Below are 22233 nucleotides of genomic sequence, written 5' to 3'. Positions count from 1 at the left end.
GCGCAGCGGGGGACCCATCACGAGAGCGAACTTGTTGGCGACGACCGCGATGGTCGTGGCCCTGCCTTTCGTTTCGCCCCACCTCGCCATTGCTCAGGTCACCCCGGATGGGCGCACCGCCACGTCGATCACCCGCAACGGCGCGACGGCGAACGTGCGAACCGGCACCATTGCCAACAACCACGGCGTCAACTCGTTCTCATCCTTCAACGTGCGGCAGGGCGCGACGGTCAACCTCCACGCCCCGAATGGCACGCGCGGGACGATCAACATCGTCAACGGCAGTCAGGCCCAGATTCACGGCATGGTCCGTGGGATGCAGAATGGTTCGGTCGGTGGCGACGTTTACATCGCCGCGCCGAACGGTGTCGTCGTCGGCCCCACGGGCACGATCCGCGCCGGGTCCATCGGGCTTTCCACGCCATCCCAATCCGTCGTGAACAACCTGTTCGGGACGGGGGGGTCGGTGAACCCGCAGGGCATCGGCCAGATCATCGACGGCACCGTGCCGCTCGGCCCCGGAAACATCGCGGTGAACGGGGCGCTGACGGCGGATCAGCGCGTCCGGCTTCGCGCAGGCGGTCAGGTCAACGTCGGCGGCTCGATCACCGCTGGCCAGACGGTCGACATCTACGGTCAGACCGGCGTCACCTTTTCCGGCACGTCCACCGTGCGCGCGCAGGACGGGAACACGGGCGGCACGGTCAGGGTCCGCTCGGCCGGTGACATCGTCCTTGAACGCGGTGCGAAAATCCTGAGCCAATCCACTGGCTCGGCGGCGGCCGGGACGATCGACATTTATGCCGAAGGGTCGGCGTTGCTGGCACAAGGCGCCGTCATCTCGGCCGCCGCGTTGGGAAGCGGCACCGGCGGCTTCGTCGAGTTCTCCGCCACCAATACGGTCGAGGCGCTCGGCGACCTCGAGGCGTTTTCGGCCCAAGGTGTCGGCGGCAAGATCCTGATCGACCCGCAGCACGCCGTATTGACCGGGACCGCCACGAACGGTGCCGATTTCGAGGTCATCGCGACCGAAACCATCACCCTGTCGGCAGGGGAAACCATCTCGACCATCTCCGGCAGCGGCCCGGCTGGCGACGTGACGCTGACCGCGCCACAAATCACGCTTGAGCAGGGCAGCCGGATCATCGCGACGGACGGGGTGCACCCCGGCGGGCGTATCCACATCGAGGCGCGTCTGGACGACCGCCTGACGGACCAGACGACTGCGCCGGGCGACGTCGCCCAGAACGCCCTTCCAGTCGGTATTACCCGCGTTTCCATGACCGGAGCGATCCTGAAGGGTGACGTGGTCCATGTCTCGGCCACCACGTTCAAGGACAACAAGGTCGATGTAGAAGCCGCGACCGACGCCTACCTTACGTCCCTTGCTGGGCCGCTCGCGGATTTCGAAGCGGTGCAAGCCGTGCTCGACGTCGCGAACGGGATTGCGAGCGGCGCGCAGGCGGAACTCGACAAGATCGACATCGAAAACCTGCCGATGTTCCTCGACGCGCACGCGATCATCGAGATGGACGGCAGTTATATCTTCGCCGACACCGATGCCATTGTCGTGTCCCGCGCCACCACGCATTTCGAGATCGCGCCCGAGAACCAGAATCTCGCGCTGTCCATCGCTGCGTCCAACACGGTCGCGCGCACCACCCTGCACAACACGGCCATCGACGCCGGAAACTCGATCGAAGTGCATTCCGTGGTCAGCGAAGAGCAGACGCTCGTGGCCAAGTCGGGGGTCGAGGATCCCGACGTCGATCCCACCGCCTTCAATCTCGCGGTCGCCGCCTCGCTGCGCCGGTCGCGGGCCGAAACCATCGTGAACGGTGTGCGTCCGGTCATCGGTTTCGACCCCTATGCGAGCACAAATCCCGACACGTCGATCTACATCCCGTGGAACCCGAACGTCGATCAGGGTGAATACGCCATCCTGACCACCGGCGGCACCATCGACATCGCCGCGCTCACCACCCGCGACATCCTGATGACCTCGGATGCGGTCGTGAGCGACGCGGCCAAAGGCGTGGCGCTTGCTATTTCGCTCGAAAATAGCCTGACCGAGACCTACCTGGGTGGTGCCATCGCCGCCCAGTCGGGCCAGATCGACATTCGTGCGGAAACCACCGTCGAACGGTTCGCAAGCCGCGCCCGCGTTTCGGGCGGGTCGGAGACGGTCGAAAACATCGATCCAGACCGGGACGATCAGGCGGTCGACCCGGACGATCAGGAAGCCCTGTCGCCGGACGTTTCTGCGCTGGTTCTTGGCAACTTCACCCTGACGGATGCCGTAAGCACCGCGTTGTCCGCCAAGATGGACAACGGATCGGCAGGCAGCAGCGGCGGGTCGGGCGACAGCGACGACAACCGCTTCGCACTCGCCGGTTCGATCATCGTCCATTCGACGCGTTCGGTGGCCGAGGCCGGGGGCGATCACGAATACGAAGCCCCCGATGGGTCCACGGCATCGCTCATCGCGCCCCTGATCGAAACCACCCCGGATGGCTCCTACGGGCGACCGGGTGGCCAGTTCTACGCCGACGGGTCCAAGATCAACCTCGACGACAACCCGATGGTCGCGATTACGGCCCGAAACACGTTGCAGGACGTGCGGGTGGAGACGCTGACACAGGTCGGGTCGGTCCCCCAGCCGGACCCCGAGGATGACGGTGATCTGACCGGGCAGACCGAGGAAGAGCTTGCGACCAGTGGCGAGCAGGTTCTGCTTGTCTCGGTCGGGATCACCCAGTGGGGTCTTGGGGCGACCGCCAACATCGACGGTGACGCCGACGGCGACTGGTCGGCTCGCATCCGCAGCCCTTCGGACGCGGGCGTCATCGCCGAGAACATTCTGGCCGAGACCGAAGGCCGTGACGAAGTCGGCGACTGGTGGGGCGACTACCGCAATGCGTTGGAGCAGACGGAAAGCGACGATCCCGCCGATGTCGTGCCGGAGGACGAGGTCGGTGAAGGTGCCGATCCCGATGACGAAACGTCGACCACAGAACCGGGTTGGAAGGGCCCGGGCACGCCCAAGGGCCCACGCCCGAACCGGCCGGGGCGACCGGGGGCGGTCGGCAATTTTGCGGATGGCGACAGCTACGGTGTCACCGGCCTGAAGCCCGGCGATCCGAGCATTCCCGACGACACCACCGATCCCGATGCGCCCGACGATGCCGACGATCCGGTGTCGCAGACGCCCACGGACACGCGCATGTTCGTGGCCGAGACGACGGGGCGCGGCACCGAGGTGGGTGCAGGGATCAACATCCTGTCGAGCAACTTCGAACTCGACGCCGATGCCACGGTCGGGGACGTCTGGGTTGAGCGTGAGACCTATTTCCGTTCCAACGACCGCGACAACGAAGACCTGAACGCCCGCGCCTTCGCCATTGCGCGCAATGCGGGTGACATCATCGCCAGCGCGGGGTCGCCCGGCAATTCGACCGGAGGGGAAAAGGGTGGTTACGGTGGCGCGCTGTCCCTGATGGACGTGAACGCCTCGGCCCGGTCCGTTCTCAGCCCGAATGCGACATTCTCGCTCGAAGCGACCGAACAGCGCGCCGAGCAGGATCTTCTGATCGTCAATACCGCGCGGGCGCAGGCGCAGAACGACGACGGTGGCACGGGGTTCAACATCGCCGTCGCGATCACGAACTATCAGGCCAACACGCTCGTGCGGAACGACGCGGACGGGATCGAAGGGCGGGGCGACGACGGCGTTGTCATCCGGGCCGACGACAAGACCTCGGTGGTCACGCTCGCCGGGTCCGGCAGTCTCGATGCCGAGAAAGGATTCGCGATCGGGGTGGCGGTGAACCTGACCGATCGCAATACGCGCGCGATCATCACCACGCCCGACGTCAACGTCGAAAAGGACATCGAAATCGCCGCAACCACCACTGGTTCGGTTCTGGCGGCGGGCACGGCATCGGCCCTAGACGCGCTCCCCGACGATGAGGAAACCCCCGACGACCCGGATACGCCCGAGGATGAAAGCGAAGCCGAGATTCCCCCGTCCAACAAGGATGAGGCGCCGGTCGATCTGTCCTCGGACCTGTTCGGTGACAAAGCCGATGCGGTTGCCGAGGCGATGGGCGACGGCGACGACGGTTCGGCACCCGATCCCGGCGGCAGCGGTGACAGCGGCGGGGACGGCACCAAGACCTTCTCGTTCGCGGGTGATTTCGCGGCGACGTTCGGGACGGTCGCGACCGAAGTTCTGATCGAAGGGGCCGAAATAGGCTCTGAATTCGAGCAGGAGATCACCGTAACGGCGCTGACCGACGTGGAATACGGTCAGGCCAGCTCGGTCACCGCGTCTGCTGTCGACGGTGTCGGCATCGCCGGAAGCTTCGGGCTTTCCCTGATCGACCACACGACCTCGGTCATCGTGCGCGACAGCATGATCTTCGTCTATGAAGACGAGGCGGACGCTGGCGACGGGCTGACCAGCATAACGGCCATAGACCAAAGCGTCTTCGACACGCTGGTCACAGGGCGCGCGGCGCATAGCGAGGACGCGTGGGGCGTGGCGATCAGCGCCAGCTTCAACCAGTTCAAGTCCGCCGCATCGGTGGACATCGAAGACACCAAGATCACCAACGGCCGCTTCTTCGACTTTTCCTTCGACGAGGGCGAAGGCGGCTTTGAAGGTGAAGGCGGGTTCGAGGGCGAGGAAGGCTTTGAGGGCGAAGGCGAGGGCGACTACACCTGCGTCGATGAAATCTGTTCTGACAACACCGTCGGCCGCGAAGTCCTGATCCATGCCGAGGCTCTGCCGGTTTCGATCGTCACCGTCTTTGCCGCGCGTGACGCGGTGGGGGCCGAGAATTCCGGCGATCAGCAGATGGACAAGCTGTCCGAACAGATGGAGGACGCGGCGAAGCAAGCCGAAGAACCGTCCGAGACTGCGCCGGACCCGGGCGACTCCGGGTCGGGCGACACCGGTGGCGGCGACGCGCCGGACGAAAAGGGCAAGGGTCGCAAGGGCGTGTCGATTTCGATTGCGCCTTCGGTCGTGCACGCCACCGCTTCGGTCAACATCACCGACACACTCATCGTCGCGGACCGTGACGTGCCCGGCGTCGTCGCGGGCAGCAAGGGTGAAATCGACATCCTGTCGAAGGCGGTCACAACGTCGAACGTGGACGCGAGCGCGGGCACGGTGGGCCTGAGCTTCGCGCTGACAGATACACAGTCGGTGGTCTGGATTCAGAACTCCGAACTGCTCGCACCCGGAAACGGCTCGGTTTCCGTCCGCTCCGTCGTTGGCGAAGTGCAGGAAGTGTCGGCGCGCGTCGAAAGCGACAGCAGGGTCAAGGTCGCGGGCATCCTGTCGCTGCGTGACGCGCTGAACCGGGTCATCATCGACGGCGGCACGAACACCGGTTCGGTCATTTCCGGCGGGACAGGCGTGACCATCAGCGCGACGACCACGCATGACTTCGGTTTCACGGCCCATGCCTCGGACAGCACGTCACTGGTGTTCGCAGGCGCCGGGATTGTCTCACTCGGTGACGCCGATACCGCCGTTTACATGGGCGGTCAGGCGAGCAGCGGCGGGACGCTTGGCATCTCCGCCAGCGATACGACGACCCGGTATGAGGCCGAGGCGATCGTCACCACCGGCTCTCTCACGGACGAGGAACTGGACGAGGATATCGAAGAGGGTGGGGGGCCGGACAAGCCCAAGACCCCGTTCGGCAAGCGGGACAAGGCCGAAACGCCCGAGGACGCGGGCGGTGCCGATGCGGCGGGCGGAAACCTGACCGACGCGCTCGCCAACATCGCGGATGAGCAAACCGAAAAGGCCGAAGACACCGCCGAAGAACAGACCGGCACCGGCGACCAGGACGACGACGACGAGAAGAAGGCAGGGAAAGCCCTGTCCTTCGCCATCGCCGTAAACGCAGACCGGACCGACACGACCGTGACCGCCCTGATCGGTGGAACGGTCACGGGCGACCAGATCGCGGGTGACCTCGACCTGTCCGATGCGTCGGTGGCGGGGTCGACCGTCACGCTCGCCGCCAGTCAGGATCTGTCTCACTACCGCAAGGTGTCGGCCACCAAGGCGGGTTCGCTCGATGACAAGGTCGGGTTCGTCGGTACCTTCTCATACGGGTTCATCGGGTCGACCGTCACCGCACGGGTGGAACCGACGATCAGTGCCCTGACCGCTTCCGATCTGACCGTGCGCGCGACGAATTCGCTTCCCACCAACTCGCTGGCCGACATTCAGAACCCGCTGAATGACACCACGCTCGGGATCAAGACCATCGACGACAGCGAGGCGTTGCTTGCCGGTGACCTCCTCCCCGATCCGGCGCTGGAGATGGATCAGGAGAACTGGAACATCCTCAACCGGACCGAGGGTCAGGCCGGTGTCGGGTTCGCGGTCGACATCGGCATTCACACCGCCAAGCTCGATACGGTCGCCGAGATCGCGGACGACGCCAAGCTGGGGTCGGGTGCCGCTGTGACGCTGGAGGCCCAAAACGAAGGCGGGCTGATCGCCCTGCGTGACATTCCGGTCGAAGAAAGCGTTGCGCCCGAAAAGCAGGAGGATGTCGATCCGCCATCGCCCGTGCCGGTCGACGGGCTGACCGACGATATCCCCGGCGACGATATATCCAAGGAAGAGCGTGACGACGCGCGCGAGGATGAAGAGCGGACCATGGGCACCGTCGGCATCGGCGGCGCAGTGCAGTATCTGCGCCTCGATGCGAATGCCACGGCTCGTTTCGGCGTTCTTTCCAATACCGGCGCAGTCAACCTCGCCAGTATCGACGCCTCGGCCACGAACGACATGCAGGGCATGGTCGTCACCAAGTCGTTCGGGGCGGCGGAAACGGTGGCGTTCAACGGTGGCTTCTCGATCATCGATTATCGCGGCGACGCCCGCGCCGTCGTGGACGACCGCAATCCGCTGGTCGTCGGCAATTTCACGACGCTCAACGCCGAAGACACCGCGCGCCTGCTCGCCTTCGGTGGCGCCGGGTCGCAGGCCGGAAAGGTCGCGGTTGGCTTGGGGGCCGGGATCATCTTTGCCGACCGTTCCGCCATTGCCGCCGTCACATCCTCCAAGACCGAAGACATCCTCGCCACGCTCAAAGGAAGCGGGGGTGCGCCGGAACTGACGCTCGGCGACCTGAGTATCACCACCGAGACGGGCGGATATTCGGTCGCGGGTGCCAGCGCCGGGGCGGAAGGGATCGAAGACGAGAACGAGGCCGAGCCGACACCTGACGATCCCGACACGCCCGAGGACGAAAGCGAAGACGGCAAGAAACGCGGCAAGATCGACCTGCCGGACCAGTTGACCGCCGACCGGCAGGAAGAAAACGAAGAGGGGCTGGGCGAACAGACCACGTCGGACGAGACCGGGCAGGATCAGGTTTCGGACAAGGCATTCGGCTTCGCGCTCGCCGCGGATTTCGGCGGGGTATTCGGCACGAATACCGCTGTTTCCACCCTTGCCACCAATTCCACAGTCATGACCGACAGCATCGCCCTGACTGCCGAGAACACGGCGGACGCGCTGATCGGAACGGGGGCCGTGATCGGAACCGCAGGCAACATCGGGCTCGCCGGTGCCGTCTCGATCACCGATGTGAAGACCGAGGTTCACGCGCTTATCGCCAGCGGCTCCCACATAGTGAACGGCGGCGGCGTGTCGATCGTCGCGAAGGATGCGGGCGATCTGCTGGCCGCCTCGGTCGGGCGCGGTGGCGCTGGCAGCACCTTTTCGCTCGTCGGGTCGGGCACGCTGCATCTTGGCCGTTCCGTCGTCGAAGCGCAGGTGAGTTTCGCCGAGATCAACGAGGGCGGCGACGTGACGCTCGAAGCCGAGCTGACCGGCGCGACCGTGGCCGTCGCCGGGTCGCTGGCCCGCGAAGTCGCAGAAGAGGCGCGGGAGGAACAGCTCGGCGACGACAACGACGAGACGGCGCAGGATTACATTGATGATGTGAACCCGCTGGCGGATGACACGCCGATCCCGGACGAAGGGGAAGGCGATGCAGGTGCGGGCGCGGGTGACGATCCACAGGAAGAAGAGAATTCCGACAGCATCGGCGTGGGGATCACCTATGCCCAGAATACGCGCGTCGAAACCGTGCGGGCCGAGGTCTACCAGACGAATGTCGAGGCAAACTCGCTCGAACTCGACGCCAAGAACGCGCGCCAGATCGACGGGGTGGCGGCGGCGACCGGGGATGATCCCAAAATCGGGATCAGCGCATCGGTGGTGGTCAACGTCCTGACCCAAACCACCGAGGCCCGTATCGCGGGGTCCGGCGCGACACTGATGCAACTCGACATCGCCGAGTCCGTCGATCTGCTGGCCGAGAATACCTCGGATGCCGGGATCACGGTCGGGTTCTCGGGCGCGGGCAGCGCCTTTGCGCTGGGCATCACGGGCGGCGCGCAGGTGGACCGCCGCACCACGACCGGCGCGGTCGAGTTTGTCACGGGCGACGTCGACGGCATCCGCTCCCGCGCGCGGCACACCGGGGTGGCGGACATCGCCCTGACATCCGGTCTCGCGTCGAACAACGAGGGGGACGAGGACGGCGGGTTCGCCGTGAACATTCCGATCTCGATTCTGACGACGAACTGGGAAACCCGCGCGGTCATCGACGACACCAGCCTGAACAGCAGCGGCGAAGTCGAGGTCGACGCGCTTGAAGATGCCGAGGTCAAGAACCGACAGGGCGCCGTCACCGCCTCCGGCAATATCGCGGGGTCGGTCGGGGTCGCGCTGACGAATTACAATGCCGATACGGTCGCCGAAATCACCGACAGCAACCTGTCGGGGGTGAACGTGGTCGCCCATGCCACCACGCAAAGCCTGTTGCGGGCGGTCGCGGTGCGTGACGGCGAAACCAAGTATGGCATCGACGTCATCACCGCGATCCTCAAGGGCAACGGCGAAACGCGCGCCCAGATCGACGACAGCGCCGTAACGGCGAGCAAGATCGTCATCTCCGCGCTGGACGAAACCCGCCACGACGTGTTCGCCAACGGCTATTCCGAGAATTCGGGGGCCGGGGCATCGGGTGGTGTCGGCGTCGATATCTACAAGCGTGACCTCATCGCGCGGCTCTCGGACGGGTCCGCGACCACAACGGCCAATATCGAGCTCGAAGCCCGGTCCGGGATCAAGGCGACCAACGTGATCCTCGGCCACAACGGCGGCGGCACCGACCTGTTCGACGAGTCGAACAGCATCACGGGGCTCGCCAATATCGCCTGGACCACCGACGCGCGGGACGTGATCGCCGAAATCTCTCGGGTCACCGTTGATGCGGGCGGTTCGGTCCTGATCGATGCGAAACGTGAAGACACGTTCCTTGCGATCGAAGCGGGTGCGAACCGGTCGTCCAAGGGCGTGGGCATCGGCGCGGGCATCCTCAAGTTCCACGGTCTGACGTCTGCCCGCATCGTCGGCAACCGCAGCCTGACGGTCGATGGTGACGTGATCCTGACGGCTGAGAACCTGACCGAAGTGCTTCAGGTCGGGATCGGTGTGACGATCAGCGGGGGCTTCGCGGCGGTCGGGTCGTTCGGCTATGTCGATTTCGGCCAACGCTCCGACGATCTGGGTCAGGTCGACGGCGATCCGCGCGGCGTTCTTCTGCGCGATCTGGTGGAAGACGCGCTGAACGAAGGCGCGGACTTCATCGAGGAAAAAACGACCCTAACGCTGCCCGAATTCAACCTGACCCGCGAAAGCCTGATCGAAGCTCGGCTCGATATCGACTCGGCAAGCGTGGATATCGACGGCAATCTCGAACTGAATGCCATCGACGGGCGCGAGGCCGATGTGATCTCGGGTCAGGTCACCGCGGCGCTGGACATTAGCCTCGCCGATTTCATCCTCGATATGTGGACGGTCGAACGCGACCCCGACACCGGGAAATTCCGCGTCGCCAAACGCCCGGATGCGCCCAAGTCCGAGGCGAGTGCGAACGAGGAAGAAGAGAAAGAGGTCGACCCCGGCGAAGACAGCGAAGGCGCCAACAGCTTCGATCAGGCCGACAGCGCGAATGCGGACGGTCAGTCGAACGAGGGGAGCGGCGACAGCGGCGGGGGCGAGGACAACAGCCCGATCAGCTTCGGCCTCGGCGTGTCGTGGGTGCGCGTCGGGGGCGAGGTGGACGCGGTCATCGACCTCAGAAACGCGGGCGCCTTCAGCGTCGCGCAGGACATCGAACTCACCGCGAAATCCGAGACCAAGGTGATGACGGCCTCCGCAGGTGCCTCGGTCCTCGGCAACGCACTGGGCGCGGGTGGGGCCATCACGCGGCAGGTGCAGTTCGTGCGCGCCCGTGTGGTCGGCAACGGTCAGCTCAACACCGGCGGGATCGGGCTGACGGCCACGTCCGACAACAGCATGTGGTCCATGGCCGGTGTCCTGTCCATCGGGGAGGATCTTGGTTTCGGCGCGACGCTCGCCCTCAACGAAATGCTCGCCCGGACGCAGACCCGCATCAGCGACGATGCCAGTGTCTTCACCTCGGCGGGTGATGTCAGGCTGGCGGCGCGTGACGATACGCGAGTCGTCTCGATGGGTGTCGCAGGTGTGGGGTCCGTGAACTCCACCGGCATCAGTGCGGCGAACGGGGTCATTTTCAATCGTTCCGCAGTCGATGCGTTGATCGACGGCGGCGCGACCGTCGTGTCCGCAGCCAACGTCAGCGCCGAGGCGATCCGCAGTCAGGAGCTTGCAGGACTTGCCTATCAGGTCGTCATCGCGTCGTCGGTCGGTGCGGGTGGCGCCTTGGGTCTTGCCGTCGACAAGGGGTTCACGACTGCCAAGATCGAAGATGCGACGGTGCGCGCGGCGGACGACGCAATCGTGCGGGCGCAGAACAACACCAAGGTCGTCTCGTCTGGGATGGGTGGTGGATACGGCGGTTCGGCCGGTGTCACCGGCTCGATCTCGATCACGATCAAGAACGATACGACCTCGGCACTGATTGCGGATGCGCAGGTGCAGGCGGGCGACGTGCTTGTCGAGGCGTTGAACGGCGGTCGGATCGATGCGGTCGGCGGCGGCGACGAGACCTTCTACGGGGCCTTCGACCAGACGACGCTGAATGTCACCGTCGGCAATTCGGCGGCCATCGGTGTTTCGGTCGCCGTGATCGACAGCTCGTCCATCGTCACAGCGGCCATTACCGACGGCAGCCTCGTCATCGCCGAGAACAGCGCATCGGATGATGGGGTCGTCGGCACGCATCGCAGCGAAGGCGGCGATATCTGGCTCGACCGTCAGACCCAGACCTACCACGGCGTCGCGGTGGTCGCGGACAACACGACCGAGTTCAACACTCTGGCCATGACAGGCTCCGCCTCGGCTGGCGTGTCCGTGTCCGCCCAAGTTCCGATCCTGTTCGTGGCCGACAGCGTGGTGGCCCAGATCGCGGGTGGTGCCGATGTGACCAGCGCGAGCGATGTCGACGTGTTCGCGGGCAACGCGACCAAGATCAAATCGATCTCGGTCACCGCCTCGTTCGGCACGACGGCCGGGATCGGCGCGCATAACGAGTTCTTCAAGATCGAAAAGGAAACCCGGGCCGAGATCGAACAGGCCGATGTTTTCGCCAGTCGCGACGTGACCGTCGAAGCCGTGACCCCCGAGAGCCTGTCCCATTTCGCCGTGTCGGGTGCGGTCGGCATCTACGCCGGTGTCGCCGGGGTCAATCAGGTGGGCATCACCAAGTCGCGCACGATTGCCTATATGGCCGATGCGGCGGTCGAATCCGGGCGCGACACGTCGATCATCGCCACCGCGCCGCGCCAGTCGCGTATGACCGCCGGATCGGGTGGGGGCGGTTTTGTCGGTGTCGGCGCTTCCATCGTCATTCTCGACGCGCAGGACGAAGTCGTCGCCGAAACCACGTCGGGCCGCAGCGCGAATGACGGCTATGTCGACCTGACCGTTGGGCGCGATCTTCTGGTCCATGCGGACGCCCGGACCGATCCGTCCGAGAAGGTGCCGTTCGTGAACGGTCAAAACGGCGAAGGCGGTTACAGCGTCAATCAGGTCGTGGTCGGCACGGGCGGCGGATTGGTCGGGATCGCGGGGGCCGGGCTTTACACGTCCGCCAAACAGTCGGTGACCGCGCGGATCGGCGACTACACGCGCGTCGATGGCCCGGACCTCAACGATGTGACCGTCGAAGCGCATCAAAGCTACGGGCAGGACGTTTTCGTTCTGACCGCTGCCGGGGGCGCGATTTCGGTCGGTGCGGCAGGCGTCATCACCTCCATGCGCAATGCCGTCCTTGCCGAGATCGGTACGGGCGTCATCCTCAAGGCGACGGGTGACGTCACCGTGAATGCCTATGGCGAGCGTGACTTCACCGGAGCGGTCGTCGCCGGTGGCGGCGGTGCCATTTCCGCGCAGGGGTCCGGCATCCTGCTGACCTATGGCAAACGCGTGCGCATCGACGACCCGGACGAGGAAGTGCCGGATTGGCAGGAGCAGATCGACGACGCAGACGACAGCCTGCAAGACGACAGTTTCACCAACACGGACGATCCGGTGAAAGCGGGCGAAGATCCGCCCGACGAGACCTACAACGTCGCGCAGGGCGCGAACCCGAACGGGCCGCAGGACGGCAACGAGAACCTTTTGGCAGCGATGCTGGGCAAGGTCACAACGGGTCGCCGGTCGATCAACCTCGAGAACAGCTTCAATGGTGCCGATGTCGACACGATCGAAACGCGGATCGGCACGAACGTCACGATCGAAGCGGCGAATGTCGATATCGGCTCGGAAGAGGGCGGGCGGCTCGACATTCTAGCAGGCGGCGCGTCGGGGGGTGCGATTTCGGCAACCCACGGTGTCGCAATCGTCCGTCGTGGCACTACGGTCGTCACGAACCTTGGCGCCAATGTCGCAATCGACGCGCGCGGGGGTGATGTCCGCGTCGGGGCGCTGGCCGATGTGGATGACGGGACGCCCGAGGCGATTGCCGGGTCGGGCGGTGCCATCGCCTCGTCGATGGGTATCGTCGATATGCGCGTCGGCCGCGCCGTCAGCGTCAACATCGGCAGCAACGCGGACATTCTGGCCGACACCCTGACCATCGAGGCTGAGGAAACGAGCGTCACACAGGCCAAGGTGTCCGCCGGTGTCGGAGGTGCCATCGGTGTCGGCGTCGCGATCGCTGGCGCGAAACGGGAAAGCCAGGTCGGCGTCAACTTCAGCCGCACGGGCGCGGCGCCACAGCTCGAAGCCGAGACCATCGTGATCGAAGCGCGCCGGTTCGGCGAAACCGATGCGAAGGTGCACCTCATCACCTCGGGCGCCATCGGCGTCGGCGGCACGTCGGCGACGGCCAAGGACAGTTCGGTCGTCAATGTCGACCTGAGCAATGTCCGCATCAACGGCGGCGATCTGACGGTTCGTGCGATCAACTCCGGCGATGTGATGGCGAGTGCGTTCGGCCTTGTCGGCGGGGCAGGAACCACCGGGTTGAACAACGCCGTCGCGCGGCGCGAATCCCAGACATCGATCTTCGGGCAGGCCATCGACCTCGAAGTGCGCAACGTCACGGTTCTGGCGACCGACAACGTGCCGGGCGCGGCGAATGCGACGGTGTCGGCGGATGCAACCTCCACCACCATCGCCGGGGGCAGCCTGAACGGGTCGAACACGCTGGCCCGCAACGAAAGCGCGGTGACCACCGATCTCAGGTTCTCGCAGTTCAAAGTGGGCGGGGATGCGTGGCTCGAAGCGCGAAACGAGGCGGACCTCGAATATCTGTCCAAAGGCGTCACGGCGAGCCTCGTTGGTCTCGGCGCATCGCTCGCCCGCGGCATCGACTACAGTTCGTCGACCCTCGACGTCTTTTTCGTGACCGAAGCGTCGGTCGCGGGCACCTTCACCGCGCGTTCCGGGGGCGACGGTTACCTGTTCGGCAATTCGGTTTCCGGTCGCGGCGGAATCGTGTCGATCTATGCCTCCGAGAACCGCCTGACGATGGACCTGACGACAGAGTTGCGGCTGGACGGTGCGGCGCTGAACGCGACCGACATCGACATCGCGACGAACCGCGAGATCGAGTTCGAGAGCAATTCGGACAGCATCGAAGTCGCGCTTGTCGGCTACGGGGCCACGCGCCAGATCAACGAGGTTCAAAGCGACAGCCAGTTGAATATCGGGCTCGACCTGAGCGCCGAGACCATCGACATCGCTTCGGTCAACGACATCACGAAACGCGCCATCGATTTCAACGGCGTGACCGGCAGCTTCGGTGGCGTGAACCGCGCGGCATTGGTGTCGCGCACCGAGGTCGAGAGCGATGCGCTTATCAACATCGGGCCGGGCGTCACGATCACGCAGCTATCGACAACGGCCAATCCGGTGAACGATACCGGCTACGTCAATATCGCGATGCGCACGAACTATGACCTCACCGACCGTCTGACGGGGGACATGGGCGGGGCCGTGCCGCTGCCCAAGCTGGTGTCCAACGTGATCGTGGGTGCGCATGAAGACCCGAACGTCTGGTCCTCGGGCAATATCCGCATGACGGGCGCGACCATCCGGGCGAACGGCGACGTGAACATCACGGCGCGCGCGGATGCCGAAATGGTGTCGGAATCCTATATCCGCACCTATGGGTTCGCGGGCGCGGGTGAATCCGAAGCCCACACGATCCTCAGACATTCGAGCCTGATCGACCTTGCCTCGGGCGAAATCGAAAGCCGCCGGGGAAGCATTTCGATCCTCGCAGGGGCCGATGCCTCGGGCGTGCAGGAACAGTACCAGCATGCCGAGACGCGGGTTCACAACAGGACGGCGATACCGCTCAGCTCCGACCCGGATGCGTTGGCGGAACTGCGCAACAAGGCGTTCATCGACGTCGGCTCGGGCATGTCTCTGGTCGCGGCGGGCGATGTGAACCTCGAAACGGGCGACGGGATCACCGACCCCTATGCCTACGGCTATGCCATCGATGCCTATTCCGAAGCGGCGGAGGCCGTCGGCAACTTCTTCGGGGGTCTGATCGGCGCCGATGAGGTGTCGCTCGCGCGGGAAAGCGGAACATATCGCTCGGTCGCGCAAACCGGAGTGACGGTGGACGGGTCGATCGAGGCGGGCGCCTATGCGGCCAAGCGGATCAACATCGGTTTCGCCGGATCAGGGTCGCATCCGGCGGTCAACGACGCTGGCGATCTGGTCATCACGACAGAAGGCGACATCTCCTACGCTCTGGAATTCGATCGCAACATCGGTGAAAAGATCCTGAGTTTCATCGACGAGTTGGAAGACCTGCGCGACGAGTATGACGTGAATTCGTCGGTCTATGACACGCTGACGACCCAGATCGAAGCCCTCCAAGCGCGTTACAATTTCCTGAACTCGAACGGCATCGGCCAGCTTTCGACCGACTTCCTCTATATCACGGACGAGTCGGCCCAAGGCGGGAACGTGAACGTATCGGGCGACTTCTTCCTCGGGTCCGGTGACATCACGGCGAACGGCGATGCGTTGATCGAAGTCATCAACAGCTCGTCGCTTTCCGTCGAGGTCTCGGGCCTCGTCATTCCCTTCGAGGACTATGGCGAGGTCCGCTATAACGGCGTGTCCGTCGATACTATCGGCGATCTGATCTCGCTTGGCGCGAATTACGATCCGACGGCAACCGGCCTGGGCGAAGTGCCTGCCTTCGACCTGACGGCGAACCATACCGACGTCACGCCGCCGAACATCATCATCCGCAACCTCTATACCGCGTCGAACAACGGGCCGAGCGCGGATGTCTATGTCGTCGGCGATGTCGAAAACCTGAACGGGAACGTCCAGATCTTCGCGCAGGACGGTTCCGTCTATGTCTTCGGCGGCGACATAAACGCGCAATCGGTGACGATCGATTCCGGCGGCGACTTCTTCCTCGCACCCTCCGATCCGACGACCCACATCACCGGCGATCCGCGTGGGCTGTACGAAAACGAATTCGCCGCGATCGAACTCTACTGGGATCGCGTCTATTCGAGGATGAACAACGATCCCGACCTGTCGCTCGCGTCGGCGCGGTCGGCGGTCAATTCAATCTATGGGCCCCAGCCGTCCGAAGTTCTGCCGGATCGTGCGGCGGGCGGCTCGGTCACGGCTGTCGGCAACATCTTCATCTATGCCGATGTCCTGAACATCAACGGCCGCATTCAATCCGGTGTGACAGACTGGGATCTCACGATCAGCTCGGCCATCGACGCCTATCTCGACACCCGCGGGGGCAGCACGATCATTCCGCTCTATGCGCCGCTTCGTGGTGAGCCGGTCGGCAGCGACGCGGATCAGACGAACGTCGACGTGATCGGTGGGATCGGAAACAACCCGCCCTCGTCCCTCCCCGGCGATCCCTACATGACCGGCAATGTTTCGGTGAACTACAACCCGATCACGGATCAACTCGAAGTCGCGCCGATCCGCACCAAAGGCGGGTTCATCGAGATCTCCGGCAAGATCGTATCGACCGGCGATGGCGAAATCATCGCGGCGAACGGGTATGGCACGCTCGACGTCGTCAGCAATTCCTCCCGCGACCTCGTGTTCTCTCATATCGACCTTGGCCCGGACGAAGGTGTCGAGGGCGTCATCCGTATCATCGACAAGAACAAGATCGCCGAGAACACGATCTTCATCGGTGGGCAGCCCGTTTACCTGACGACCGAGTATCGGCTGTCCGAAGGGTATTCGACCATCGAGATCGACCTGAGCCACGGGACCGACCCGGCCCCGACCACGCAGGCGTTCTACAACCCCGTCGATGACATGGCCCTCTACTACACGACCGCCTACGACCGCACGGTCGAGCAGCGGCGGGTGCACACGGAAATCACATACACCTGCATCAGCTTCATCGGCTGCGGCAACAAGGAGAACGACGATCTCGGGGTCGCGCTGGTCGGCGCGCCGCAGCTGGTGAACCTGCCGAACAAACCCGAAGTCGGCTATATCGAGGTCGCGAATGAGAACCTCGACTTCTTCAACCCGCTCACCCAGACCTACCCGAACGCTTACGATTTTCAGGAACGCCGCCAGATCCTGAACTATCAGGAGGAATTCGTCAGCCAGACGACGACGCCTGACGGTATTTTCGATCTGATCTACGACAAGGATGTCGTCACCACGACGACGGACGTGAGCTTTACGGAACGGCGCACCTATACGCACCGGCTGAAAGCCGACGAACCGATCAGGATCGACTTCTTCGGCGACGGATATCGCGGCGATGTGACCATCGATGCGGCGGGGTCGGTCCTGTTTACCGAGAATGTTCGCGCATCCGGCGTCGGCACCATCGACGTCGATGCGGGTGGCGACATCCTGACGGTCGGCCCCGACACGTCGATGACCGCGCGCCACGCGATCCTGACCGCCGGTGGCGATATCGGAGGAACCTCGGCCTCAGGGTTCAGCGACCGGTCCTACCGCATCGCCAACCCAATCGAAGGGCGCGAGATTTATGGCCGGCGGACGGGCGCGAACCTCGAGGCCGGGTCGCAGTCCTATCGCAACGAGCTTATCGGGGCGGCGACGAGCGAGAGCGCCTCGCAGGTCGCGCTGTTGAACGGGAGCACGGTCACGCTGGTCGTGAATGCCGAGGGAAGCATCCGGTTGCGCAACGCATCCGGCGGTTACTTCGTTTCTGAGGTCATCAGCGAATACACCGACGAAATCCAGCTCGAGGCTCAGGGCGACATCATCACATCGAACTTCTCGGACGGCCTGATCGACGGTGGTCGGGTGAGCCTGCTGTCGGAAACCGGTCGCATCGGCAAGCCTGAGACCGAGCCGTTCGGCGAGCGCACGATGACCGTCAACGCGCTCGACGAAGTGTATATTCAGGCCTTTGGCGACATTTCGCTTTCGTCCGATGGCACCTTCGAAGTGGAAGAGGCCGCGTCGCAGTCCGGCAACGTCAGCCTGATCGCCGGTTCCTCCATTCAGGACGCGGACAACCGCGAAACGGTCGACCGCCGCGCCGAGGCTGCGTTGCTTGGCGCGCTGTGGGACGAGCTTCGCCTGATCGACAACGACTCGCTTCGGACGCCGACCAAGGCGGAAGTCGAAGAGAGACTGTCAGGCCTCGTCGATACCGAAACCTCGGCCTATCACGAATGGTGGTCGTGGCTCGTCACCTACAACGAAGAAGGCAAGGTCGTCGAAGTTCGCGATTACGACGAAGGGCTGATTCTGGAACTCAGCGAGCAGGAAAAACTGCTCTACCGCGCGAAGGGCACGAGCAACGAGGCGCTTGAGCAGATCGTTCAGGAACGCACGACCAAGTTCCACGAGGCCGCGCAGAAATTCGTCAATCTCGGGTTCGATCAGGACTACCGCTATGAGCCGACCGAGGCCGAACGGGCGACCGTGACGGCTGCGCTGGAGCAGGAGAAGCTGGACGCCAACCCGATCGTCCAGCGCGAAATCGCGAACCGGACGCAGGAGTATCAGGAGTGGTGGTCGCGTCTGGCCCTTTACGACGAGGATACCGGCGAACTCTTGGGGCACGAAGACTACGACGACGGGTTCCAGGCCTATGCCTACGACGACGAGCGCCGCGCCGAGATGATCGCGAGCGGCCTGACCGAGGTCGAGATCGACGCGCTCGAGGCATCTCAGAACGACTGGTTCCACAAAGCCGCCGAGCGTTTTGCCGGAAAGGACTTCAACAAGAACTACGTCTACGAAATGTCCGGGGACGAAGTCAGCGACCTTATCCAGAGCGCGTTCTTCACGACGACCGAGCTTGAGGCCGCTTTCCGTCAGGATCTGATCCTGCCGATGCTCGACACGCAACTGACCATCGAGGAGCCGAATGTGATCGGCCGCGACGTGACGTTGGTCGCGGGTCTGGATGTCGGCAAGCGCGAGGACCAGATTTTCATCGACGCGGGCGAGCAGATCACGAAACAGCAACGCCTGTGGCTGTTCTCGGCTGCGCGGGCCGACGTGGAGATTTTGCCCGATGGGGTGCGCATCCATCGCAACGAAGATTTCGACATCGAGGCAACCGGCGAGGTCACCGTTCAGGCCGGACGCCACGCCTATGTCGGCTCCGAGATCGACGTCGCCCTAAACGCGTTCGAGGCCTATCAGGATGCGCGGCTTCGCACATCCGGCGCCATTTCCGCGATCTTGGGCGGCAGCGGCATCGTCGGCACGTCGGTCGTGGTCGAAGCGTCGGGCGGCCGGATCGGGTCGCTTGAAAGCCCGCTGCTTTATGCGCAACGTCCCGGCGGCACTTTCGCGGCCCGTGCGGCGGGCGAGATCCACCTCTTCGCACCCTCGACCGATGTTTCGATCGAGGAAATCTACTCGCCCGAGCGTGTCTTCCTCGAAGCGAAATCCGGCCGGATTCTCGACGCAGACCCGTCGAGCGTCATCGACATCCTGTCGCGCGGCGTCTGGCTCAAGTCGCTCGGGGCGATGGATCTCGAAGTCGAACTCACACGGCCGGGCGCGGCGGTGTTCGCCGAATCCGGTGGCGACATGACCCTCGAAGTCGTCGGCGGAGAGATCGCGCTGGAACGTGTGGCGTCGACCAATGGCAGCCTGACGTTCTACAACTGGGACGGCGGAGCGACGGTGGTGCACCCGTCCTCCGCCGGATCGCAGGACGGCATGATCGGGTTCTTCGGCAAGACCGGGATCACCGCGTGGATCAACGGCGACATCACCGAAACTTCCGGTCTGTGGAACACCTTCAAGACCGAGGGCACCGTCAACCTGACCAGCCATGGTCAGGCAGGTGACGACACTCGCGCCCTGTCCATCGTGGCCGGAAAGCTCGAACTCAACCTGATGCCGGGCGCGGGCCAGTTGAACGCCAATTTCAACGCTTTGGGCGACCTCACACTGTCCAAGGTCAATGCTGGCAGCGGCGAAGTGATCGTCGGGGCCTCGGGCAACCTTCTGAACGATCTGGATGGCGGTGCTTTCAGCGAACTCGTCCTGCGCACGCTTGGCGAGCCGGGCACGATGTCCGACGTCGTGTTCCTGCGGGACTTCACGACAGGGCCCTCGCAGGTGTTCTCGGCCGCGGCTGCCCGCAACATCAACCTCGGGTCCGCCACGCTCGGGTTCTTCGGCGCGACCGAACTGCGTGCCGGGCTTCGCGGTGCCGGTTCCGTTGCCGGGTCGGTGTCGAGCGTGATCGAAGGGGGCGGCAACACAATCCGGGTCGCTGCGGTCGACAACGTGCGTCTGTTCACCGTCGAGCACGAGGGCTTGCTGGACATCGACACCGTGAACGGCGGTGTCCTTCTCGCAGATGTGCAAGCGTCGCATGTCGACGTGACGACGGGTGACACCGGTGATGTCGTCGGTCAGGTCATCGCGCGCGAGGTCACACTGGACGTGGGCACGGTCGGTCTTGGCGGCACCGGAATGACCCTTGGCGGCGATGCCACGGCCCTGTCGCTGGATGTTAAGGGCGAGGCCTGGATCGCGCCGCTCGGCGACATCGAATTGCGGGTCACCCAATTGACCAGCGGCCCCGGCCCGGTGGTCATCAACGGGTCGTCCGCGCAGGTCCAGCTTGGTGGTGAATCGACGGTGGGCGGCGACCTTTATGTCAGTGCGCATGACATTTACGTGGACAAGTCGATCACCGGCACGGCCGATGGGTCCGCCAGCGCAGGCCAGATCGCGCTTGAAGCCGCGGACGACATCACGATTGCCGATGGAGCGGATATCGACGCCGGGATCGGATACATCGACCTCGAAGCCGGTGACGTTCTGCGGATCGCGGGGCTGACGAGCAGCCAGAGCGGCGTCGCCACCATTGCCTTGCGCGCCAAGACCCTGACCCCCGGCGACGGCATCGTGTCGGCTGCGAACGGCCAACTCATCGTCGACGCCAGCAACGTCGGCACCGCCGCCAATCCGTTGCAGTTCGAAGCGGAGCGCGCGCATCTGACCTTCGGTCAGGGCCCGGCCTATCTCCGCTCACTCGGCCCGGTCGAGGTGCAGGCGCTGAACGGCGTGACGGGCCACTACGACCTCGTGTCCTTGGGCGACATCTATTTCTCGGGGCCGGTGTCCGTGGATCGTGACGCAACCGTCATTGCAACGTCGATCAACGGTGACATCACCGCCGACTCCCGCGCGCCGGTATCGCTGTCCGGCAACGTGTTCCTGACCGCGATCACGGGGACCATTCAGGGTCGCGACGATTCGACGCCGTTCACGCTGAAGCCTTCGTCAGACCTCGCGATGCTGAACCTTGCGGCCTTCGGCGAGATCGATGTTCACAGCGAAGACGATGTCGCGATGGACTATGCCGTGTCTCAGGAAGGTCCGGTGAGCATTCAGGTCGACGGAGAGCTCGACCTTGCACTCGCTGGCACGCAACAGGGCCTGACCCTGAACGTGGACAGCCTGCGCAACACGCCGCAGCACGGGTCCGACGACGCCCTTGATGCGACCCCGACCAGCGCCGCGCCGGTCCAGAACCCGGAAATCTACCCGCTGTTCAACGTGTTCGGACCTGATGGCGATGGCGGCGACACGGGCGGTGGTGATACCGGCGGCGGCGATACAGGTGGTGGCGACACGGGCGGTGGCGATACGGGTGGCGGCGATACGGGCGGTGGCGACACAGGCGGCGGCGACACAGGCGGCGGTGATACCGGCGGTGGCGACACTGGCGGTGGTGATACGGGCGGTGGTGATACGGGCGGCGGTGATACCGGCGGCGGTGACACGGGCGGTGGTGATACCGGCGGTGGAGACACGGGTGGCGGCGACACGGGCGGCGGCGACACGGGTGGTGGCGACACGGGCGGCGGCGATACAGGTGGTGGCGACACGGGCGGCGGTGATACCGGCGGCGGTGACACGGGTGGCGGCGACACGGGTGGTGGTGACACCGGCGGCGGCGACACGGGTGGCCGGGACACCTCGAACCCGCGCGACCCGGACAACGGCAACGGATCCAATGGCTCGACCGGCAAAGAGGGCGACGACGGCCAGACCAACGACCCGGACCCGCGCGGCGGAACCGACCCGCGCATTCAGACCAAGTCGCAGGGCAATCCGCTGCCGGGGGATTTCACCTTCGGCTCGGACCGGGGCGAAGACGATGATGACGACGAGGAGGAGGAAGAAGAGGACGCCGAAGGCGAAGACGGATCTGACGATGAGGGCGGAGATCAGGAGGAAGCGGCGTAATGCGGCCTTCGGTCCCTGCG

Annotated in this window: 1 protein-coding gene; it reads left to right on the top strand. The window is 64.6% G+C overall.

Annotated features, from left to right (window positions below; translation table 11 throughout):
- Window positions 1-31: 31 nt before the first annotated feature.
- Entirely contained in the window at window positions 32-22213 is a 22182-nt protein-coding gene (locus tag FCT00_RS05680; protein WP_138422177.1) for a leukotoxin LktA family filamentous adhesin, read from the top strand.
- The last annotated feature ends 20 nt before the right edge of the window (window positions 22214-22233 follow it).

The sequence above is a fragment of the Maritimibacter alexandrii genome, assembly GCF_005871115.1.
GTDB lineage: Bacteria > Pseudomonadota > Alphaproteobacteria > Rhodobacterales > Rhodobacteraceae > Maritimibacter > Maritimibacter alkaliphilus.
Note: the sequence above shows the minus strand (reverse complement) of the source record. Positions and strands in the feature narration are given on the sequence as shown.